This is a genomic window from Ketobacter sp. (assembly GCF_003671495.1).
Lineage (GTDB): Bacteria > Pseudomonadota > Gammaproteobacteria > Pseudomonadales > Ketobacteraceae > Ketobacter.
The window spans coordinates 98,953-120,495 of the sequence record NZ_RCHN01000023.1 but is presented as its reverse complement, the minus strand read 5'-3'; the positions used below and the strand labels follow the sequence as shown (position 1 = coordinate 120,495).

Annotated in this window: 15 protein-coding genes and 1 pseudogene; 8 read left to right on the top strand and 8 right to left on the bottom strand. The window is 59.3% G+C overall.

Annotation, left to right across the window (positions count from 1 at the left end; genetic code table 11):
• Positions 1–92: 92 nt before the first annotated feature.
• Together D9N14_RS12460 and D9N14_RS12455 are read left to right on the top strand one after the other, a co-directional pair.
• A complete protein-coding gene (locus D9N14_RS12460; RefSeq protein WP_290580114.1) occupies positions 93–1,007 on the top strand; it encodes a helix-turn-helix transcriptional regulator in 915 nt (304 codons plus the stop codon).
• A 65-nt stretch (positions 1,008–1,072) separates the two neighbouring features.
• A pseudogene (locus D9N14_RS12455) lies at positions 1,073–1,573 on the top strand (GNAT family N-acetyltransferase); the annotation flags it as partial.
• A gap of 13 nt (positions 1,574–1,586) precedes the next feature.
• Here the strand turns inward: D9N14_RS12455 and D9N14_RS12450 are convergent.
• From D9N14_RS12450 to D9N14_RS12435, 4 genes are all read right to left on the bottom strand, one after another.
• On the bottom strand, positions 1,587–2,891 hold the full coding sequence (locus D9N14_RS12450; protein WP_290580110.1) for a cytochrome c: 1,305 nt from the start codon (positions 2,889–2,891) through the stop codon (positions 1,587–1,589).
• Between the two features lie 149 nt (positions 2,892–3,040).
• Positions 3,041–3,922: a TIGR01777 family oxidoreductase gene (locus D9N14_RS12445; RefSeq protein WP_290580108.1), complete on the bottom strand. Its 882-nt coding sequence runs from the start codon at positions 3,920–3,922 to the stop codon at positions 3,041–3,043.
• A 100-nt stretch (positions 3,923–4,022) separates the two neighbouring features.
• Positions 4,023–6,314, bottom strand: coding sequence for a heavy metal translocating P-type ATPase (locus tag D9N14_RS12440; RefSeq protein ID WP_290580106.1), 2,292 nt, complete (start codon positions 6,312–6,314; stop codon positions 4,023–4,025).
• A gap of 5 nt (positions 6,315–6,319) precedes the next feature.
• Positions 6,320–6,820 (bottom strand): MerR family transcriptional regulator, encoded by a 501-nt coding sequence (locus D9N14_RS12435; protein WP_290580104.1) that lies wholly within the window; start codon positions 6,818–6,820, stop codon positions 6,320–6,322.
• 186 nt (positions 6,821–7,006) lie between these two features.
• On the opposite strand from D9N14_RS12435, the gene D9N14_RS12430 reads away from it, so the two are divergent.
• Together D9N14_RS12430 and D9N14_RS12425 are read left to right on the top strand one after the other, a co-directional pair.
• Positions 7,007–8,086, top strand: a complete 1,080-nt coding sequence (locus D9N14_RS12430) for a serine hydrolase domain-containing protein (RefSeq protein ID WP_290580102.1) — start codon at positions 7,007–7,009, stop codon at positions 8,084–8,086.
• Between the two features lie 58 nt (positions 8,087–8,144).
• The gene (locus D9N14_RS12425) at positions 8,145–8,456 is read left to right on the top strand and encodes a hypothetical protein (protein WP_290580100.1); all 312 of its coding nucleotides are present in this window, start codon (positions 8,145–8,147) and stop codon (positions 8,454–8,456) included.
• 18 nt (positions 8,457–8,474) lie between these two features.
• Here D9N14_RS12425 and D9N14_RS12420 read toward each other — a convergent pair whose 3' ends face one another.
• Both D9N14_RS12420 and acs read right to left on the bottom strand, forming a co-directional pair.
• Positions 8,475–9,137, bottom strand: coding sequence for a response regulator (locus tag D9N14_RS12420; RefSeq protein WP_290580098.1), 663 nt, complete (start codon positions 9,135–9,137; stop codon positions 8,475–8,477).
• Positions 9,138–9,278: 141 nt separating this feature from the next.
• Positions 9,279–11,198, bottom strand: coding sequence for an acetate--CoA ligase (acs, locus tag D9N14_RS12415; protein WP_290580096.1), 1,920 nt, complete (start codon positions 11,196–11,198; stop codon positions 9,279–9,281).
• 180 nt (positions 11,199–11,378) lie between these two features.
• Between acs and D9N14_RS12410 the strand changes: the two genes are divergently transcribed.
• Complete coding sequence (locus D9N14_RS12410; RefSeq protein WP_290580094.1) at positions 11,379–12,587, top strand: DcaP family trimeric outer membrane transporter; 1,209 nt, start codon at positions 11,379–11,381, stop codon at positions 12,585–12,587.
• Positions 12,588–12,642: 55 nt separating this feature from the next.
• On the opposite strand, the gene panP is transcribed toward D9N14_RS12410, so the two are convergent.
• Positions 12,643–14,313 (bottom strand): pyridoxal-dependent aspartate 1-decarboxylase PanP, encoded by a 1,671-nt coding sequence (panP, locus tag D9N14_RS12405; protein ID WP_290580092.1) that lies wholly within the window; start codon positions 14,311–14,313, stop codon positions 12,643–12,645.
• A gap of 394 nt (positions 14,314–14,707) precedes the next feature.
• On the opposite strand from panP, the gene D9N14_RS12400 reads away from it, so the two are divergent.
• From D9N14_RS12400 to D9N14_RS12390, 3 genes are all read left to right on the top strand, one after another.
• Complete coding sequence (locus tag D9N14_RS12400) at positions 14,708–14,998, top strand: DUF2782 domain-containing protein (RefSeq protein WP_290580090.1); 291 nt, start codon at positions 14,708–14,710, stop codon at positions 14,996–14,998.
• Between the two features lie 4 nt (positions 14,999–15,002).
• A complete protein-coding gene (locus D9N14_RS12395; protein ID WP_290580088.1) occupies positions 15,003–15,956 on the top strand; it encodes a homoserine kinase in 954 nt (317 codons plus the stop codon).
• A 177-nt stretch (positions 15,957–16,133) separates the two neighbouring features.
• Positions 16,134–18,521: a hypothetical protein gene (locus tag D9N14_RS12390; protein ID WP_290580086.1), complete on the top strand. Its 2,388-nt coding sequence runs from the start codon at positions 16,134–16,136 to the stop codon at positions 18,519–18,521.
• An 84-nt stretch (positions 18,522–18,605) separates the two neighbouring features.
• On the opposite strand, the gene D9N14_RS12385 is transcribed toward D9N14_RS12390, so the two are convergent.
• Complete coding sequence (locus D9N14_RS12385; RefSeq protein ID WP_290580084.1) at positions 18,606–21,353, bottom strand: GEVED domain-containing protein; 2,748 nt, start codon at positions 21,351–21,353, stop codon at positions 18,606–18,608.
• Positions 21,354–21,543: the final 190 nt, after the last annotated feature.

The window sequence follows — 21,543 nt, the reverse complement described above, 5'->3', positions numbered from 1 at the left end:
GAGAGTATTTTTCATTTATGATACTCAACCATCGCCACGACGGCTGCACAAACTGTTATGCGAAATCGTCAATCTGTTATGAGGAATATCCAATGCAGGCCAATGGACGCCTTCCCCATCCCTACCAACTGCTGCCGGATCTGACCCGGATCAGCCGGGGCCGATTGCATTGTGAACGCTACCGCACCGGCATCTACGTGCACACCACCGACAGCCTGGAAACCGAGGATCGGGATGTGCCCCTGCGGCGCGCCCGCTGCCTGACCATTGGCGTATTGCTGGAAGGGGAGCTGGAATTCAGCCTGGCCGGCGCGCACCATCATCTGCAAGCCGGTGCCGGGCACGGCTGCCGGGTGTTTGTCATTGCCACCCCGCAGCCCACCACCTTATTGCGCCATGTGCGCCAGGGTCGCAACCTGCGCAAGGTGCAGGTGTCGCTGGAACCCGGCTGGATCGAGCAGCAAGGGGGGTATTGCGCCAGCCTCACCCGCACCCTCTCTGACTGGCTGGGCTGCGACAATCGCGCCTGGCACTGGGATGCAGATGAAACCATTGTCCACCTGGCACAACGCATCCTGGAACCGGCGGCGGCGTCACCGGATCTGCAGCAACTGCAAACGGAATATTTTGCGGTGGAGTTGTTACAGGCAGCCGCACAGGCACAGCAGCCCGAGCGCCCCACCGCCGGTGGTGGCACCACCCACCCCCTGGACAAAGCCCGCCATTACATTGAACAGCACTGGCAGAACTGCCTGAGCCTGAATGACATTGCCCGGCAGGTGGGCCTGAGCGTGAGCACCCTGCAACGTCAGTTCAAAGCCACCTATGGCCAGACCGTGGTGCATTTCATCCGTTCACAACGGCTGCGCCACGCCCGCACCGCCCTGGAGCAACAGCGTATCAGCATTGGGGAGGCTGCCTTTCTGGCAGGCTATCGTCACCCTTCCAACTTTGTGACCGCCTATAAACGGGAGTTCGGTATCACCCCGGGGGCCAGCAGCCACTGATTCCGGTTGACGCCTCGCCGCCTCTGCAGTGAAATAAAAGCCATCGTGATCAGCGCAGGGCAACAGGGGTGAACAAGGAATTTCACTGGCAGTACCGCACGCTTGAGGAAGCGGATTATCCGTTCCTGATGCAACGACTGAATGCCTGGTGGGGTGGGCGCGCCATGACCGATATGCTGCCCCGCCTGTTCTTCACTTACTTCCACCATTCCAGTTTCGTGTGCCTGGACGGAACGCGCATCGTCGGGTTTCTGGTGGGATTTCTGCCCGAATCCAGTCCCGACACCGGATACGTGCATTTTGTGGGGGTGGACCCCGATTACCGGCGCTCCACTATTGCCCGCAGCATGTACGAGCATTTTTTTCGCCACTGTCGACAGCGTGGCGTCAGCCGGGTGAAGTGCGTCACTTCCCCAACCAACCTGACCTCCATCGCCTTTCACCAGCGGCTGGGGTTTCGGGCGTCTGCCTATGATGGCGAAGGGCAACCCATCGCGGCGTTGGATTACGACGGGCCGGGGCAACATCGAGTGTTGTTTACTCGGGCACTCGAAGCTCAAGACTGAGCTAACCGGAGTTTCACTTCATCCGCAATACCACCACATCGTCCGCTGCGGTATCCGTGGCGGCGCGAATGGTGGCCACGGCTGCGGCGGTCACCGGCGTGCCAAGATTACCCCAGGCTGTACGAATGTAGGTTACCACCGCGGCAGTCTGCTGATCATCCAGCAACAGGCGATAGGCCGGCATGTCATAGGGCTCAGGCTGACCGTGCAACACCACCCGCAACGAGCCGTTTAAGGTGATGTTGATCAGCGAGGCCGGATCGGGGTCCATCAGTACCGGGTTGCCCGCCAGCGGTGGGATATAAGCGGCCTGCCCAATCCCATCTGCGCCGTGGCAATGCATACAGTTCTGGTAATACTCTTGCGCCCCGGCAGCGGAAAAATCAAAGCGCAGCAATGTCTCGGTGCTGGCAGGATCGTACTGATATTCCGTTACACCCATTTCATTCAGCGCCGGCAGGGATTTCAAATATTCCGCCATTGCATTCAGGTCTGCGTCGGTCATGTGGGCGGTGCTGTTGTTCACCACTTCCACCATGGTGCCGAAGGCTTTACCAAACCGGTTCTTGCCGGTTTTTAAAAACGCAACGATGTCCGCCTGCGACCAGCGGCCCAGTCCGGAATTGGGATCGCCGTTCAACGACGACGCGTACCAGTGATCCAGTTGCGCACCGGACAAAAACGCCGGGCTGCTCTCATCCGTGCCCAGCTCCTGCATCATCCAGCCCCGCGGTGTATGACAGGCACCGCAATGCCCCAACCCCTGCACCAGATACGCACCGCGGTTCCACGACTCACTGCGGGTGGGTTCGGGTTGAAAACGATCCTCATCCAGCTGCAACGCATTCCACACCGCCAGTGGCCAACGGGCATTTTGCGGAGCGGGAATCTCATTGGCGCGATTGGGTTGTCGCACCGGTGCAACGGCCTGCATGAAGTAATCGTACAGCGCCTGCATGTCGTCGCTGGTAATTTTGGCGTAGGAGGGATAGGGCATGGCCGGATAAAGATGGTGTCCATCCTTTGCCACACCCAGACGCATGGCGTTATCAAAATCCTGCAGGCTGTAACCACCAATGCCGGTGTCCGGGTCTGGCGTGATGTTGGTGCTGTAAATATTGCCAAGTCCGGGTACATGCATCTTCAGGCCGCCAGCGAAGGGCGCACCGCCTTCCACTGTATGACAGGCCACACAGTTGCCCAGACGTGCCAGATATTCACCCCGTGTCACGTTGTCGTTTTGCGCCAGGGCAGATCCGGACAACACAACAGACAGGATGCCAGGCAACACACCCAACAGCACCACTGAGAATTTCATAAAGGCCCTCCCCCCATCGAAACGCCAAAGGCAGAAGAGTCTAAAGAATATTAAACTGCCGAACAACGCCTGTGCCGGGCAGTACAAAACTTATCTGGAATTTGTGCAGACAAGTACAAGCAGGCGTTCAATATAGAGAATTTTTGATGCTATAGCAGATCCTCCAGTGCCGCTGGCAAACGGTCAAACGCAAACTGAAAGCCACTCTCCAACAGTTTTTTCGGCACCACCCTCTGGCTATCCAGCAGCAGACTGCCGGCTTCCCCGAACAGGGTTTTCACCAGTGGCTCCGGCATGGGCAACACTGCGGGTCGATGCAATGCTTTGGCCAGGCCGAGGGTGTAGTCGGCATTGGTGACGGCACCGGGAGCCACCAGGTTCACCGGCCCGGACAATCCCTCCCGGGTCAGCAAAAAATTCATGGCTTCGATCTGATCCAACCAATGAATCCATGACATGTATTGCCGGCCATGACCGATGCGCCCGCCCATACCGAACTTGAACGGCAACTGCATTTTACGCAACGCCCCGCCGCGGGTGTCCAATACAATTCCGGTTCGCAGCAACACCACACGGGTAAAGGGTTCCGCGTCACGGGCGAGCGCCTCCCAACGCACGCACAAGGAGGAAGCAAAATCGGATCCCCCCACCGCAGCGGACTCATCCAACAGGGTGTCACCCCGATTACCATAGACACCGATAGCCGAACCACTGAGGAACACCCTGGGGGGCGATTGGCTCTGTGCAATCAGATCCACCAGACGTTGCGTGGTGTGCCAACGGCTCTGGCGGATCACCTCTTTCTGTCGCGCTGTCCAACGCTTGCCCAGGATGGGTTCTCCGGCCAGGTTAATGACCGCGTCGTATTCATCCAGATGCTGCAGATGCTCAAGGGAATGGATCAGGGAGACGTTGGCAGAGGTTGGGGCCGGCTGGCGGGAGCGCGTCAACACCGTATAGGCGTAATCGCCATGGTGTTCGATGAACGCCCTGCCAATCAACCCGGTACCGCCGGTCATCAGAATATTCATGTTGCTTCACCTTCTGTTTTCAATATAACCAGAACCACCACACGATGAAGACGATCAGGGCCAGGCCCGCTAAGTTGATAAGCCACATACGATCACCTCTTTATTCTTGCTGCGCTTTGAACAGGCGCAAGCGATTGGCGTTGGTCACCACCGTCACCGAGGACAACGCCATGGCGGCACCGGCAATCACCGGGCTCAACAGCACGCCCAACACCGGGTACAAAACGCCGGCTGCCACCGGCACTCCGGCAACGTTGTAGATAAAGGCACCCAACAGATTCTGTTTGATATTGCGCAGGGTTGCCCGACTCACGGCGATGGCATCCGCCAGGCCGTGCAACGATCCCCGCATCAAGGTGATATCCGCACTTTCTATGGCCACGTCCGTGCCGGTGCCGATGGCAAAGCCCACATCCGCCAGGGCCAGGGCCGGGGCATCGTTGATACCGTCGCCGGTCATGCCCACCACTTCACCCTGCTGCTGCAGTTCCCGCACTTTGTTGGCTTTATCCTCTGGCAGCACCTCTGCAAAAAACTCCTTGATGCCTGCTTTTTCCGCCACCGCTTGCGCGGTATCCCGATTGTCGCCGGTGAGCATCACCACCCGAATGCCGTCATTCTGCAAACGCTCAATGGCGGCAATGGAATCTGCCTTGATGGGGTCCGCCACGGCGATGATCGCCGCCAGCTTGCCATCCACGGCAAAGTACATGGGGGTCTTGGCCGCTGCGGCCCATTGTTGCGCCTGTGCCAGTGACGGGCCGATTGCAACCGCCCGCTGCTGCATCAGCTTTTCATTGCCGAATAACAATGGCTTGCCTTCCACCTGTGCCTCCACGCCCTGACCTGCGATGGCATTGAAGCCTTCCGCGCGCAGTGTGTCCACACCCTGCGCGCGGGCGGAGTCCACAATGGCCAGGGCCAGCGGGTGTTCCGAACCGGCTTCCAGGCTGGCCGCCCATTGCAGTATTTGCCGCTCGCTGTAGTCACCGGTCACCAGGATGTCGGTGACTTTGGGAGCCCCTTCCGTGATGGTGCCGGTTTTGTCCAGAATCATGGCGGTGATTTTGGAGGCAGTCTGCAAGGCTTCGCCGTTGCGGATCAGCACACCGGCTTCCGCCGCCTTGCCCACCCCCACCATCACCGACATGGGGGTGGCCAATCCCAGCGCACAGGGGCAGGCGATGATCAACACCGTAGTGGCAGACACCATGGCGAAAGCCAACGCCGGCTGCGGGCCGAAATTGAGCCAGGCCAGCGCACTGAGAACCGCAATGATCATGATGACCGGCACAAAATAAGCAGCGATCACATCCACCAGCCGGCCAATAGGGGGTTTCGAATTCTGCGCCTGCTTGACCATACCAATGATGCGCGCCAGGGCGGTGTCTTTACCCACACGGGTGGCCCGAAACAGAATGCTGCCACTTTTGTTGAGGGTGCCGGCCACCACGTCATCGCCAATGGATTTCTCCACCGGCATGGGCTCACCGGTGAGCATGGACTCATCCACGGCGGTGTGCCCCTCTTCCACGGCCCCATCCACCGGAATTTTCTCGCCGGGGCGCACCCGCACGCGATCCCCCAGCAGCACGGCTGCGATGGGAATATCCTGCTCCACTCCATCCCGCAGCACCCGCGCCGTTTTCGCCTGCAGGCCGATGAGCCGTTTGATGGCCTCTGAGGTACGGCCCCGGGCCCGCAATTCCAGCCCCAGCCCCAGGTTGATCAGGCCGATGATCATGGCGGTGGCTTCAAAATACACGTGGCGCGCCATCTCGGGCACCAGGTGGGGTACCAACACCACCACCATGGAATACAACCAGGCGGTGCCGGTACCCAATGCAATCAGAGTATCCATGTTGGCGGAATGATTGCGCAGGGATTGCCAGGCACCGGTGTAAAAATGGCGGCCGGAAACGCACATCACCGCCAGTGTGAGCACCCCCACCAGCAGCCAGCCCAGACGCTGGGGCCCACTGTTCACCGACATTTCCCCGGTGATCAAGCCATACAGCATGAGCGGTACCCCCAACCCCAGGGCGATGGTCATGTGGCGCAGCAGGCGCCGGTAATAGGCCTGGTCTGCCTGTTCTTTTTCCGCCAGAGCATCCTGCTCCGACTCGGCGGCAGACGGGGTGGCCTGATAACCGGCCTGCTCCACCGCCTGGATCAATTGCGCCACCGGTGCCGCGCCGAATACCTGCACCGAACGCTGGGCAAAGTTCATCTCCGCGTCTGTGACACCCGGCACGGCCTTCAGGGCACTTTCAATTTTCGCCACGCAGCTGGCACAACCGGCACCTTCAATTAACAGCTCCTGTTGAGATGCCGACGCTGCCGTTGTGCGCTTGGGCGCATCTTCATGCGCACAATGCGTTACTGAATTCATGGTGTTCACCTCTTGCTCGTTACCTTGTTCATTGCTTCGGTCTCGTCCTTCATCGCATCCATCTCAGTGCTTGAATCCAGACCCGGCTCCGCTGACCATTCCTGTTCACTGAACGCTTCGATCAAGTGACAGATGGTGTGCCCGCTGGGTGGGCAATCCGGAACCGTCTCCCAGGATGTCAAAGCTGCCTGCATTTTGTTCCGTAGCGCCAGCATTTCCCGGAAGCGCTGTTCGCTTTCCCGCAGCCGCGTTGCCATCAGCGTGCGGGTTGCATGGCAGGGGCTTTTGCCCTGATCCGCCTCCCTCAGTATCTGCCCCACATCGTCCACCGAAAACCCCAGCCCCCGTGCACTCAGAATAAACTTGAGGCGCTGAAGATCCTCCGCCCCGTACTCTTTGTATCCATTGTCGGGATTTTTACGGGGCCGCAAAAATCCGATGCGGGTGTAAAAACGCACTGTATCCGGTGTGATTGCCAAGCGCTCCGAGAGTTCCGCCACACGCATGTTCCACCTCTGGGTCTGGTCAGGTTGATCTTGATGTCAGCCTACACCTGTGTCCTAGACACAGGTCAACCACCTGCGATAAAAAATCCGGTGATCCGGTAAACCGTGCGTTGGTTGTAACGTTTACCACAGGGAGGGATTAACAAATAATGCCTTGAGACGCGTTCGATACAGGAAGGGATAACTATGCAAATCAAACCATTACAAAGCTTTGCCGGCGTGCTGCGGCTACTGGCAGCGTTGGTCGTCAGCACACTGTTGTGCGCATGCGGGAGCGATGACAACCCGCCGCCGGCGACCCTGGAGGATGAGATCCGGCTGGCCCTGGACGCCCTGGACAGCGACCGGGATTTCACCCTGGTACTGGAAGCCAACAACGGCCACCGTTTCATACACAGCACCGGGGCTTCCACGGAATACACAGACTACGAATCCGCCTCCACCAGCAAATGGGTGAGCGCCACGGTGATACTGGATCTGGTTGCACAGGGGCTATTGACCCTGGAGGATCACCCGCAGGACCACATCGATTTCTGGCCCGAGACCGGCCGCCTGGGCGAAATCCGCCTGCGCCACCTGTTGAGTTTCAGTTCCGGGCTCAGCAACGAACCCCTCTGCATCAATGCGCGCCGGTTTGATTTCAGTGAGTGCGTGGCCAGGATTCTGGAGCAGAACAGCGACATTCCCCCGCCCGGCGCTGAATTCAACTATAACAGCGCACACCTGCAGGTGGCGGGATTGATGGCCATGCGCGCCCTGGACCCCAGTGGCGGCACGGCGTGGTCCGATGTGTTTGCCCGCTTCCAGGCCCGCACCGGGCTGTTTCCGGCCGCGGCCTTTGATCTGCCGTCCCTGGAGAACCCACGGCTGGCCGGCGGCATGCACTGGCGCGCCATTGAGTACACCGACTTTTTGGCGGCGCTGTATCGATACAGGGTGCTGACACCGGAACTGATCCAGGCCATGAGCACGGACCAGATCGCCAACGCCACGATTGTGAAAACCCCCGCCGGTGAAGACCGCGGCCTGGACTGGCACTACGGATTCGGCAATTGGATTGAATGCGCTACGGTGCCATTTACCTGTGCTGAACCCAACCGGTTTTCCAGCCCCGGTGCCTATGGCGCCTATCCGTTTCTGGATCGGGAACACGGCTATTTTGGCATCCTGGCCCGCCAGGGCTTGCTCGGTTCCCAGGCCGAGGGGTTCCGCATTGTGACGGAGGTGGAACCGCTGCTGCAACAGTGGGCTGCCCTGCATCAGTAGCACGCCCTTACAGCAATAAAGCGAGCCTCTGCGGACGATATCCATTACTCTACGCTCTATGGATATTGCCTCTCTCTTCACAATTGTCTGCGTGGGCCTGTCGTCCTGGTGGGCGGCACGGCACGTGGACGCCTGGGAGCGGGACAAGTGGGTGACCTCGGCACTCTACACCCTGGTTTCCATTGCGGTGCTGTTCGGTGTGGGGTTGATCAACAAACGGCTGTATTTCTTGATTCTGGTGATGTACTTCGCCCTGGCCCTGAACCTGGAGTGGTTCATCCGCTCCCGCTACGGACACATCTGGTTTTCTATCTTCGTGGGCATCAGCGGTATCTTTCCCATCGCGTTCTATCAACTCTTCCTGCAATAGCGCTGAAACACCACGCTATCAATTGGCAGAAAAGGATTCCACGTCCAGGTTCTGCAGGCGAATCACCGCCTGGGTGCGGTTGCGCACCCCTAGCTTGCGGAAAATGGCAGTCATGTGGGCTTTGATGGTGGCTTCCGAAACATTCAACTCGTAGGCAATCTGTTTATTCAGCTGGCCCTCCGCCAGCATGCCCAACACGCGAAACTGTTGTGGTGTGAGGGAGGCAATGCACTTGGCAAGATCGTGATCCTCATCCCGCAACAACGGATTGTGCTGGGGCAGGATGTTGGGGGGCAGCCAGCGTTCCCCGGCGCACACTTTTTCGATGGCCTGCACCATCACCTCCATGGACGCGGATTTGGGAATGAAACCGTTGGCTCCATATTCCACCGCTTTATGAATCACGGCGGCTTCTTCTGAGGCGGACACCACCACCAGGGGAATCGCCTGGTAACGATCACGCATGTAGATCAGGCCGGAAAAACCGTGCGCTCCAGGCATGTTGAGATCCAACAGCAGCAGGGAGAACTGCTCCCCAGCGTCGGTCAGGCGTTCCAGCTGGTCAATGTTTTCCGCTTCCACCACGTTGGCGTTGGGAAAAGCCTGGGTCACTGCCTGCTTCAGTGCCATGCGAAACAGGGGGTGATCGTCCGCCACCAGCACGTTTCCGAGTAACGTCATTGTTGTTATGGGTACCGTTGCCGTGTGTTGTGCTAATTGTGGGTGTTGATCAAAGCAACGTCAAATCAGGCAGATCCTGAAAAAAAAGGCCGCCGACCCTGGCGATGGAAAGCCATTGGGGGTGGGCCGGCGACCGGACCATTAACGATTGACGCGCCCATCCACCAACTGTGGGACCACAGTGGGATCGGCCAGAGTCGACACATCGCCCAACTGATCAAACTCGTTAGCCGCAATCTTGCGCAGAATGCGACGCATGATTTTTCCGGAGCGGGTCTTGGGCAGGCCGGGGGCAAACTGAATCCAGTCCGGGGAGGCCACCGGCCCGATCTCCTGCCGCACCCATAACCGCAGCTCCTGCAACAGCTCCGGCGCAGGCTCAATGCCTTCATTGACGGTGACATACACATAAATGCCCTGGCCTTTGATGGCATGGGGGCAGCCCACCACCGCGGCCTCCGCCACCTTGGCATGGGCCACCAGCGCACTTTCAATCTCCGCTGTTCCCAAGCGATGGCCCGACACATTGATCACGTCATCCACCCGCCCGGTAATCCAATAATCGCCATCCTCATCCCGGCGGGCACCGTCTCCACTGCAGTATTTGCCGGGGAAGGCCGTGAAGTAGGTCTGCACAAAGCGTTCGTGGTCACCCCACAGGGTTCGCATCTGTCCCGGCCAGCTGCCGGTGATCACCAGGTTACCCGCGCCGGCACCGTCCACCACCCGGCCATCGTTATCCACCAACTGGGGGGCGATGCCGTAAAACGGTTGGGTGGCGGCACCGGGCTTGTGGGCCGGACTGCCCGGCAGGGGACAGATCATCACGCCACCGGTTTCCGTTTGCCACCAGGTGTCGATTACCTGAGCCTGACCCGCGCCAATCACCTCCCGGTACCATTGCCAGGCGGCGGGGTTGATGGGCTCCCCTGCGGTGGCCAGGATACGCAGACTGCGACGGCTGGAGTGCTGGAAGGGGGCCTCACCTTTGGCCATGAACGCACGAATGGCGGTGGGTGCGGTGTAGAGGATGGACACATTGTGCCGGTCGATGATGTGCCCCAGGCGGGTTTCATCAGGATAGTTGGGCAGCCCCTCCCCCATCACCACCGTGGCCCCGTTGGCCAACGGGCCGTACACCAGATAGGTGTGGCCGGTGATCCAGCCGATGTCCGCCGTACACCAGTACACCTCCCCCGGTTGATAGTCGAAAACCTGTTGATGGGTGAACGCGGCATACACCAGATAGCCGCCGGTGGAATGCAGCACCCCTTTGGGTTTGCCGGTGGAACCGGAGGTGTAGAGGATGAACAGGGGATCTTCCGCTGCCATCTCCTGCAGCGGACAACGGGGTGCGGCCGCCCGGGTGACGGTTTCATAATCCACATCCCGGCCGTCGTGCCACTGCACCTCAGCCTGGGTATGACGCACCACCAACACGTGAGTCACCGACTGGATGTCGGGGTGAGCCAGGGCTGCATCCACGTTGTGCTTGAGGGGAATCGCACGCCCGCCCCGCAGTCCTTCATCGGCGGTGATCACCAGGCGGGCGCCGCAATCCTCGATGCGACCGGCCAGGGCCTCCGGTGAAAAGCCACCGAACACCACCGAGTGAATAGCACCGATCCGGGCGCAGGCCAGCATGGCAAATACCGCTTCCGGAATCATCGGCAGATAGATCATGACCCGATCCCCTTTACCGATCCCCAGGGAACGCAGGGCATTGGCCAGTCGGCAGACTTCGTCATGCAATTGCTGGTAAGTGATGATGCGGGCCTCGCCCGGCGCGTCCGGCTCCCAAAGAATGGCAGGCTGCGTTGCCTGCCTGGCCAGATGGCGGTCGATGCAATTGGCGCTGGCGTTCAGCGTACCGTCTTCATACCAGCGAATGTGCACATCGCCGGGATCGAACGACACGTCCTGCACACGGCTGAACGGCTGGATCCAGTCAATGCAGCGGCCAACCTCGCCCCAAAACCCATCCGGGTCCCGCACACTGCGCGGGTACTCAACCCGATATTGCTGATACCGGGTTTCCTTCGCCTGTTCTGCCGTATTCATGGCACATCCTCACTGCAGCACACTCTTGGGTGGAAGCCAGTCTGCGACCGGGACACTGCAGTGCAAATTAGACTTTGGTCGAGACTTCGACCTTTGGCTAATACTCCCTGTGACCGATTTATTACAGCCTTGAGTCTGAGGAGCACACATAACAAACGGAAAAAAACAACAGGTGAGACAATGAAACGACTACCTCTGACTGCTGCACTGGTTTCCGCCGGACTCATTTCTGCGCCGGCCCTGGCGGACGACGTGAATCAGCGAATTGAAAAACTGGAGCAGGAAATCCAAGCCCTGAAAACCCAAACCCAATCTGCAGCGCCTGGCACCAACAGCAGCAGCGTCACCGTGGGCGGATACATAAAACTGGACGCCATGGTGAGCGATTACAGCGATGGTCGCGCCGCCACCGCCAGCATCGGTGAGGACTTCCTGGTGCCGTCCACCATTCCCACCGGCGGTGAATCCGGTGATCCGAAAACCCACTTCTCCGCCAAGGAATCCCGTTTCTGGATCAAAGGCCAGACCCAGACTGACGCCGGCCTGATCAAAGGCATGATTGAAGTGGATTTTCAGGGCAGCATGCAGGGGGATGAGCGCATCAGCAATTCCTATTCACCGCGCATCCGGCATGCCTTTTTCACCTGGGATGAATGGCTGTTCGGGCAGACCTGGTCCACCTTTTTCAATGTCAGCGCACTGCCGGACCTGCTGGATTTTGTCGGCCCGGTGAGCACCATCTTTATTCGCCAACCGCAGATACGCTACACCTCCGGTGGCTGGATGTTCGCTGCGGAAAACCCTTCCAGCACACTCTACAATGATGCGGCTTCCTCTTCGGATTCCAATCAATACCCGGACCTGATCGCCCGCTACAACTTCGGGGGTGACGGGGCCAATTACAGTGTGGCGGTGATGGGGCGTGAGCTGGCCTATGACACCGGCACCGACCTTGAAAGTGAATTCGGTTATGCGGTCAGCCTGGCGGGTAAAATCAACATCGGCAACGGCGGGGATGATCTGCGGGTGATGCTGAACGCCGGTAATGCCCTGGGCCGCTACATGGGCCTGAACAGTTTCCGCGCCGGCGCCATCGAGGCCGATGGCAGCATCGAACTGATTGATGAAGTGGGTGTATTCGCCGCCTATCGACATCTGTGGAATCAGCAGTGGCGTTCCAGTTTCTCACTGGCGGCATCCCAGGCCGACAATCCGGACTCCGCCGGCAACGCGCCCAAGGCTTACGAGAGCTTCCACGCCAACCTGATCTACAAGCCGTCGGCGCCTTTGGATATCGGTGGCGAGATCATCATTGCCAACAAGGAACTGGAAGACGGCACCGACGGCTCTCTGAACCGCCTGCAGTTTTCCGCAAAATACAGTTTCTGATCAGTGCTGAACCGGGTAATGTTCTAAGGCAAAAGTGTGGTGTGGACCGTCGGGTTCACACCGCATGGGCGTGCAACGGACGGTCATCACAGAGCGCGTGCAGTTCTGCCATACACTCGCTGCAGGTGTCGGTGCTGGCAATGTAACGCTGCTCCGCCAACACATCCTGCAGGATCTCATGACTGGTGAGCGGATTGGCCAACACCACCCGGAACACGATGGTTCGGCGTCGATCCCAGGCTTCCGGGGTCAACGTGGTACGGGACACAAATGACTTGCCCCGGGCCCGCTGGTTTTTCTGAATGCGCTTGGTGAGCCGGTTGAGCACATCGTGAATCCGGTCCACTTCCTCGGCGCTGGCGGCGGCCAGTTTCGCTTTCACAAACGCCGGCACATAACGATAGGTAAGAATGTTCAGTTCCGGTTCGGACACCAGTTCGAAATCCGCCTCGGCCTGAATCATCCTGGCAAAGGTGCGGGCTTTTTCGATACCCTGCTCAATCAGGATTTCATAACCACTGCGGCCGATAATTTTCAAACCGGAATGCAGCAGCATGGCAATACCCGGGCGCGATCCTTCCAGGGTATAAGCCCCCAAATCCCGGGAACCCTTACGAATAATGTAATCCGCGTGATGCTCGATGGAGGACACCAGGGACGGGCTCTTGAATATCACCATCCCGGCGCCCATGGGCACATACATCTGCTTGTGGGCGTCGATGGTGACGGAATCCGCCCGCTCGATGCCTTTCAGAATGTGCGCGTATTTTTTCGAGAACAGGGTGGGTCCACCCCAGGCCGCATCCACATGGAAATGACAACCGATTTCCTGGGCCAGGTCCGCCATCTCGTCCAGCGGGTCCACACTGCCGGTTTCCGAGGTGCCGGCCACCCCCACCATGGCAATGATGGCAATCTTGTTGGCTTTCAGTTCGGCGACCTTGTCCCGCAGTTGCTGCAGATCGATTTTGTTGCGGGCGTCGGCTTTGACGCACACCAGAAAATCGCGACCAATGCCCAGCACATCCGCCGCCTTGCCCAGGGAATAATGCCCCCGCTCGGACACCAGCACCGCCGCGCCACGATAACCATGATGCTGCAGCGCCCCGAACAGACCCACCCGCTGAATCCCGGCGAAACCGTTTTTCGGGTCGCGGTCAAAGCGGCAGTTACGGGCCACCCACAGGGCTGTGATGTTGGCAATGGTACCGCCGGAGCAGAACGAACCCAGGGAATGACCGGGCTCATGCATCCATTTTTTATAGAAAGCGTTGTCGCGCTGGTAGATCAGGCGATGAATCATCCCCAGCACCTGGCGCTCCATGGGGGTAAACGCCTTGGAGGTCTCGATTTTCACCAGGTTCTGATTGAGGGCCATCATGATGCGGGACAGGGGCAACATGAAGTAGGGCAGCGCGGAGGTCATGTGACCAATAAAACTGGGGGACGCCGTGTGGACCGACTGGGCCACCAGTTTATCCATCAGGAAATCTGCCTGATCGGAAACAAAGATGGGCTTTTCAGGAATGACCGAGTCGGAAAAATCCTTTTGTAACTCTTCCGGGTCCTTTTCAACCGCAACAATATGCTCCTGGAGGAACCCGGCCAGGTCCTGGGAGAGCTTCTGATCGATGTTACCCAACGTAGACCCTGGAGCCTCCGGTACCGTAAAAATACGATACATGGCTTCCATACTGGCTTCGGCATAGCGCGGTTTATTCGTCATACGGCTGACCTTTGTTAAAGGCGAATGACCGCCCTCTGTCATGCTGAAAATGAGGGCGATAATTTAACCATAAAGTCATACTTCACGATACCACTTAAACCAAACGCTCATTATTTGCATTATAAGCCTTTGATTCAGCAGCATTAAATCCAGACGCGGCGGTCACAGTCAGGGTTTTGACCAGGCCCGTACGCCGCTTAAAGGAAACACTCCATTCCTGACTGTTTACCAGACAGTCTTTCTAGCGTAGCAAGTTTTTCACATGATTTCTGCATAATAAAAGATTGGTTTGGTTTCAGTGGGTCTTTGTATGGTGAGCAATTGCACTATAAACTACTGTGAAATAACCCTTTTTGAACCCGCTGATTAAACCGCCTGTGGATACCGGAACCCTATGAGAAAGCTGCTTGTCTTCTGCCTGATGCTGTCGTCCATGCCCCTGCAAGCCCGGGTGGAGCCCAGAGAAGGGGAAGAGGCCATTGCCCCCGAGCCCCAGATCACCATTGTGGAAGACGGTGACAAGACCCTGAACATCTACCAGATCAACGGCAAAGTGTATGGCATAAAGGTCGTGCCCAAAAATGCCCCTCCCTACCATCTGGTGGACACCAACGGCGACGGCACCTTCATCCGCGATGCGGCGGACCGCATTCTGGTGCCGGAGTGGGTGCTGATGTCCTGGTGAGCCCATGGCCGTCTACACACCCCTGAGTCAGGACCAGACGGCCAAGTTTATTGCGGCCTTCGGCTTTGTGCGGCTGCATAGCCTGGAGGCCACCCATGCCGGCATCGAGAACACCAATTATTTTGTCAGCGCCGAAGATCAGGCCGGTGCCAAGTGCCGCCTGGTGCTGACCCTGTTTGAGCAGATGCCCCGCAGCGAGCTGCCCTATTTTGTCGCCCTCACCCGTTTTTTGTCCGAGGCCGGCCTGCCGGTGCCGGCGCCCTACCGCAATGATCAGGGAGAGGCCGTTCTGCAGCTGGCAGGCAAGCCCGCCATCCTGGTACCCTGCTTCAGCGGCCGCCACCCCACCACGCCCAACCTGGCCCAATGCCGGGCCATCGCCGCAGCCATGGCGCGCATGCACCTGTCCTCTCCGGGCTTCCACCAGCACCGGGTAAACGACCGCGGCGCTGCCTGGCGCGATGCTGCGGTACAGACCCTGCAGCCGTTTCTCTCCCCCGAACAGAAATCCCTGCTGCTGCAACAGGTGGCGGATTGGCGCCTGCACCAACCTCAAATCGACGCACTGCCCACCGGCATCAACCACCATGACCTGTTCCACGATAACGCCCTGTTTGACGGGGACCGGCTCACCGGCATCATTGATTTCTACAACGCCTGTGACGACAGCTTCATCTATGACCTGGCGGTGCTGGTGAACGACTGGTGCAGCGACCCCGACGGCAACCTGGAACCCCGGCGCTACCAGGCCGTGCTGGACACCTACCAGCAGCACCGGCCCTTTACCTCCGCCGAGCAGCAACTGTGGCCACGGATGCTCATTTACGCCGCCCTGCGCTTCTGGATTTCCCGCCTGCTGTCCTGGCACTCCCCCGCCAACAAAGCAGTCGCCCAGAAAGATCCCCTCCCCATGCAACGCATGCTGCAACGGCGGCTGACCAATCACGCCAGCGATTAAGTGCGCCTCCTTCACTCCCCCAAAACTCTGTGCGAGGATTCGTGACCAATCAGTCACGCTTTGTTGGCAACGGCATGACTGAGAGGTTCAATTCGGTTCTGCCCTGAAAGGTGTGTGGGTTGTCTCCTGTGACCGGTGTTTGTGTGCCGAACATTACTATCACCACGGAGAACAACCATGACCCCCATCTCTAAACTGATTCTGTTCACCCTTGGCAGTCTGGTGCTGGGCGCCTGTGGCGGGGCGGAAGAGGAAGAGCCCGGTACCGGCACCGAAACCTTTGACGATCAGGCGTTCTTCACCGAGCGCGTTCAATCCAACCTCACTTTCTGCAGTACCTGCCACATTCCCGGCGGACTGGCGGACACCGAAGAAGGCGACGGCTTCCTCCTCTCCACCGACGCCAGCCAACACTATGACAATTTCTATCAGGCCTGGCAGACCCTGGGCGGTGGCATCACCCTGAACCCGCTGCTGGTGGAAAATGCAGACCCGGCGGAGCCCCACAGCGGTGGCAAAACCTGGCCTTACAGCAGTGCCATCTATGACGACGTGGCCTACCTGTTCGGCTGTTGGGAGGACCCGGAATCCTGCACCGACAGTGGGGAAGACCGCGCGGCCACCACGCCCCTGGCCGCTGAACCCTTGCCTCTGCTGGAGCTGGGGCAGAAACAACCGGCCATCGTGGCCGGCTGCGCAGGCCAACCGGATGCCACCCCCGTGCCCCTGGACCCCCGCAGCCTGGTGGTGGAAGGCATTAATCAGCCCGGCACCGCGGTGCAGTTCAACGCCTACTGGATAGACGTACACAATCCGCTGCCCCCCTATAAACCCAACCCCCTGCAGAAAGCCGCCACCTGCGGCGAATGGCGGGCACAGGTGGCCGCTGGCCAAGCGTTTCTCGAGAGCACATCCTATTTCATGGCCGGGCTGCACCTGTTCACCCCCCGCACCTATCGCAAACTGTGGAAGGCCTGGGGCCTGGAGGAGCGACCGGCCAACTTTGATGAGGAAGTCCTGAAACGCTATGGACTGTTCGCCGCGGAGTTCCGCAATCCCTACCCCCTGGAAGGGGAAGCCCCCAATCTCACCGACGGCGGCAGCGGCCAGCTGCCCATGGGGCTCACCATGGTGAAGAACCTGGAGGGCAAATACACCGGAGAACTCACCGTGGGCTGTTCCTTCTGCCACGATTCCCGCCTCGGCACCGACGCCGAGGGCCAGCAGTTCCACTGGGGCCGGGGCAGCAACTATTTTGACATCGGCGTGTTCGTCAATGACAACGCCAAGGTACTGGCGGGCATACCGGCGGTGGTGCCTTTCCCCTTCGGTACCAATGCCGGGGTCTCCAACGCCCTGGGCGTGATTGATGCCTTGTTCGTGGGCTTTGACGCCGAAACCCTGCAGCTGCGTCTGGGCTTGGAACTGTTCCCCTCCCACGGCTCCGAGGGCCAGGTGAAAACCCCCAACTGGTGGAGCCGGGCCTGGATGACCCGCCTGTTCCATGGCCTGCTGTCTTCCGACAACGTGCGTTCCACCATGGCACTGGAAATGGCCACCTTTATGTTGAGTGGTGAGGAGCGGCGCGCACTGGAACCCACCTTCGAGAACGTGGACGCCTTTATGAATTCCCTGGCGCCGCCCCCGTTCCCCTACCCTGAGCTGATCGACCTGCCACTGGCGGAAGCCGGAGCGGTGTTGTTCCACAGTCGTGACCTGTGGTCCAACGGCAGCAACAGCCATATTCCCAAGCCGGCGGGCAACGGCTCCTGCGCCAGCTGCCATGGGGTGTACTCGCCCCGCTACGCCGCCGACCCCAGCATGTTGCCGGCCCCCCGGCTGAAGGGCATTGCCGGGGTCAACACCCCCCTGGAGACCATCCGCACCGACCCGGAACGCACCAATGTCATGTCGGAGCCCATGAAAGTGGCCTGGAACACCTCCTGGTGGGCCTATGATGAACTGCACCCGGAATGGACCCGGGAAGGACAGGGACGGCCCGGCCAGACCCTGGAACGGTTGCGCAACGACCTGGCCGGGGGTGGCCAGCGCCTGGAAGGCCCCAACCGCTGGGACGACATGATCGGCTACAACGCACCCTCACTGTACGGGGTCTGGGCGGCAGCGCCGTTCTTCCACAACGGCAGTGTGCCCACGGTGTGGGCGGTGTTGAAACCGGCGGACCGCCCCAACATCTGGCAACCGCCCCTGACCGAGCCGGTCGCCCCCGGCCTGAACGCAGGCCTGGATTCCAGTCTGGCGGCCTATGACCTGGATAACCTGGGCTGGCGCTATACCGAGATCCCCTGTCAGCCGGGCACCGAGAAATGGAGCTGCAATCCCACCAATGTCTTCGACAAAATGCTGAGCTGGCTGGCCAACGCCCTGGGCGACAAGTTCTGGCTCGCCTACCAGGCCATGCCGCCGTTAACCCAGAAAGACCTGGAAGCGCGACGCATCGTCAACACCCACGAGTTTAGCCGCGGCAACGAAGGCCACGACTTCACCGAAGTGTTGAGTGACCAGGAACGCCTGGCGTTGATCGAATACATGAAAACCCTCTGAGCGGATGCGTTAGCAGCACAAAACCGGGCTCAGAAAAAAGGGGGCAGTAATGCCCCCTTCCCTTGTCGTGGCAACGATCCCCGATCAGGGCACGTTGATCTGCAGGGTATTGGAAACCGGCGAACCTTCCTCACCTCCCTCTTCACCACCCCAGGCAATCAGATAAGCCTCGTATGCGCCACTGCTCACAAACGGGAACGCCAACACCAGGCTCTGGGACGCGTCCATCCCGGCCACGATCTGCCCGTTCTGCAGGAACACCAGATCCAGTTGATCCCCCACTGACCCGCTGCGGGTGATGGTGCCATCGCTGTTCAGGCTGATGCTGAACTCGTGGGTTGCCGCATCGGCATCGTATTCAATGATATTCGACACCGGCTTGACCTCCCCTGCCCGCACCAGCCAGATGCGGTAGTGAGCCCCCTGAATGGGATTCTGGTACACAAAATCCAGTGCGCCGCCGGCGTCAAAGTCATTCACCACCACCCCGTTTTCTTCCACGATCCAACTCAGGGGTTCTCCCAACTGTCCGCTGCGGGTGACCTGGTAGGCGGCCTCGTCCAGGGTCAGGCTGTATTCCGCGCCGGGCAACACATAGGTGAAGGTGAGCACCTCAGACACCACCGCCTGAGTGGCCATGGAGACCAGCCACAGCTGATACTGGCTGCCCGGAATGTAGTCATGGAAATAGAACCCCGGCTGCTGGCTGGCATCCTCGCGCCAGCGCTCCATGCCATTTTCCAGCAGCACCCATTCCAATGGTTCCTCCAGCCCCTCTCCCACCGGTCCGCTGCGTTCCACGGAATAGTCTTGCATCAGGGTCAATTGGAAGGTGCTGGCGACCACATACTCGTACGCCACCTCATTGGACAGCACCTCGCCACTCATCTCATCTTCCAGCCATACCCGGTACTGGGCATGGGGTTGATGATCCGGGTACTGGAACTGCATTGTTTCAGCTGCCGGCTGCGACCACACCAGCATGCCGTTCTCTGTGACCACCCAACGCAGGGGATCACCCAGGCCACCGTCCCGGGTCACCACATAATCGGTGCCGAGTGCAATGGTGAACGGTGGCTGGGGCGGTTGTGGTTCCTGCACCTGATAGTACACAGGGCTCGACACCGGACGGAAGGTGGCGTCCACCTCCATGCCCAACCAGGCCCGATAGGCGGCCCCCGGTGTATTGCCGGGATAAGTGAAGTTCAGGCTTTGGGAAGCATCCTGCTGCAAGACCCGGTTACCGTTTTCTTCGATCACCCAGTACAAAGGCTCACCCAATTGACCCGTGCGCTGCAGTTGATAGTCCGGCCCCAGATTCAGGCTGTAGCCGAAATCCTTCACCTCATAGCGAATGATATTGGAGACCCGTTGTTCGTAACCGTCCAGGCGTTGGTGCAGATACAGCTCCAGATAACTGCCCTGGGTATTGCCGGAATAGAGGAAGGACAAACCATTGCTGGCATTGCTTTCCAGCACCTTGCTGCCATCCTTCACCACCACCCAGGTGAGTGGTTCGCCGGTGCTCCCGCTGCGGGTCACCTGATAATTCGGGCCCAATGCCAGTTGATAGGGGTAGGTGGTGGGTTCATCGTATTCGATCACATTGGACACCACCCGATCCTGGCCATCGATGTTCATCTGCAGCCACAGGCGGTAACGGGCGCCGGGAATGGATTCGATAAAGCGGTATTCCAGTTCCGCAGCGGCATCCCGATCCACGATCACCAGGCCATCCTGCTCCACGATCCAGCGCACCGCATCGCCGGGCTGGCCATTGCGGGTCAGTTTGTATTTCTGGTCCAGGGTCAGGGTGAATTCGGTTTGGTTCGGCTGATATTCCAGAGTGTTGGACACCACCTCATACTGACCGTTGATAAACTGCTTGAGCCAGACCCGGAAACGGGTGCCGGCCCAGTTGCGGTAATAGACATAGCTCAGCTCTTCGGTGGCCAGACGCTCCAGCACCACCTCGCCATCCATTTCGATCACCCAGGTGAGATTGCCCGCTTCCCCCAGGCCCCCGGAGCGATGCAGCTGGTAGCCTTCACTCAGGTGCAGGGCATAGCGATCGGTGGTGCCCGGCGTGTAGGCCACTACGTTGGACACCCGCTGCTGGTCGCCCGCCACATCCTGCTCCAGCCATAAGCGGAAATCCGCACCGCTGCTGTTGGCAAAATACCGATACTCCAATTCGCTGGCGGCCATGCGCTGCAGCACCACGGCACCGTTCTTCTCCACCACCCAGCGGAGGTCATCGCCGATGGCACCGCTGCGCTGCACGGTAAAATCGCTGCCCAGTTGCAGGTGATAGGCATCGGTCAACGCCGGGCTGTCCGCCACCGGCAGTTGCACCACCAGATCTTCCGTTTCACCGTAGGAATAGATTTCGCAGGGAGCGGGATAGCTGCCGTACTTCATGCTGATGCGCAGGGTGGAGGACGCCAGTGTCAGCGTTTCCGGCAGCGTGGCCGTCACCGTCAGGGCGCCGCGGGAAGAGGCCTGGAACAGCTGTTCGTCGGCACTGAACTGAAGGTCACCGTTCAGATCCAGCCAGCCACGCCAGTACACTGTGTAGTTATAAAAACGATATCCGGGATTCAACTGGATCTGGTTTGCGCCCGGTTGCAGCGTGATGCCGGCATCCGGAGTAAATTGGTATCCACCATTGTTGCCGGTGCTGATCACCGTGTCCCCAATGGTCATGCTGTTCTGCCAGAAGTAGTAACTGTTGCGGCCATTGGCATCGCAGTATCCACTGGCTGCGGCCAAGGCAAAACTGTGGGCAAGCCACAGGGCTCCGCCAAGCAGCGCGTAACAAAGTTTTCTCATGAGTATCCCCATCCAAACGAACATGACATGCCCAAGCGGGCATTCGAAATGACAGCGCAAACATCGAACGCGAATATTGAAACAGGGAATTACCGAAGAGAAGAACACATGCTGTTAACCGTCCCTGTCACATAAAGCGCCATCCAGGCAGCCCTTATTGTGCACAGTGACCACCTGCTGACAAGTTTAG

What these genes read in the sequence shown, in the direction of transcription:
- D9N14_RS12425 (WP_290580100.1), top strand. Translation starts at nt 8,145, where the DNA reads ATGGATATTGCCTCTCTCTTCACAATTGTCTGCGTGGGCCTGTCGTCC.
- acs (WP_290580096.1), bottom strand. Translation starts at nt 11,198, where the DNA reads ATGAATACGGCAGAACAGGCGAAGGAAACCCGGTATCAGCAATATCGG.
- D9N14_RS12450 (WP_290580110.1), bottom strand. Translation starts at nt 2,891, where the DNA reads ATGAAATTCTCAGTGGTGCTGTTGGGTGTGTTGCCTGGCATCCTGTCT.
- D9N14_RS12445 (WP_290580108.1), bottom strand. Translation starts at nt 3,922, where the DNA reads ATGAATATTCTGATGACCGGCGGTACCGGGTTGATTGGCAGGGCGTTC.
- D9N14_RS12410 (WP_290580094.1), top strand. Translation starts at nt 11,379, where the DNA reads ATGAAACGACTACCTCTGACTGCTGCACTGGTTTCCGCCGGACTCATT.
- D9N14_RS12420 (WP_290580098.1), bottom strand. Translation starts at nt 9,137, where the DNA reads ATGACGTTACTCGGAAACGTGCTGGTGGCGGACGATCACCCCCTGTTT.
- D9N14_RS12430 (WP_290580102.1), top strand. Translation starts at nt 7,007, where the DNA reads ATGCAAATCAAACCATTACAAAGCTTTGCCGGCGTGCTGCGGCTACTG.
- D9N14_RS12390 (WP_290580086.1), top strand. Translation starts at nt 16,134, where the DNA reads ATGACCCCCATCTCTAAACTGATTCTGTTCACCCTTGGCAGTCTGGTG.
- D9N14_RS12395 (WP_290580088.1), top strand. Translation starts at nt 15,003, where the DNA reads ATGGCCGTCTACACACCCCTGAGTCAGGACCAGACGGCCAAGTTTATT.
- D9N14_RS12385 (WP_290580084.1), bottom strand. Translation starts at nt 21,353, where the DNA reads ATGAGAAAACTTTGTTACGCGCTGCTTGGCGGAGCCCTGTGGCTTGCC.
- D9N14_RS12460 (WP_290580114.1), top strand. Translation starts at nt 93, where the DNA reads ATGCAGGCCAATGGACGCCTTCCCCATCCCTACCAACTGCTGCCGGAT.
- panP (WP_290580092.1), bottom strand. Translation starts at nt 14,313, where the DNA reads ATGACGAATAAACCGCGCTATGCCGAAGCCAGTATGGAAGCCATGTAT.
- D9N14_RS12435 (WP_290580104.1), bottom strand. Translation starts at nt 6,820, where the DNA reads ATGCGTGTGGCGGAACTCTCGGAGCGCTTGGCAATCACACCGGATACA.
- D9N14_RS12440 (WP_290580106.1), bottom strand. Translation starts at nt 6,314, where the DNA reads ATGAATTCAGTAACGCATTGTGCGCATGAAGATGCGCCCAAGCGCACA.
- D9N14_RS12400 (WP_290580090.1), top strand. Translation starts at nt 14,708, where the DNA reads ATGAGAAAGCTGCTTGTCTTCTGCCTGATGCTGTCGTCCATGCCCCTG.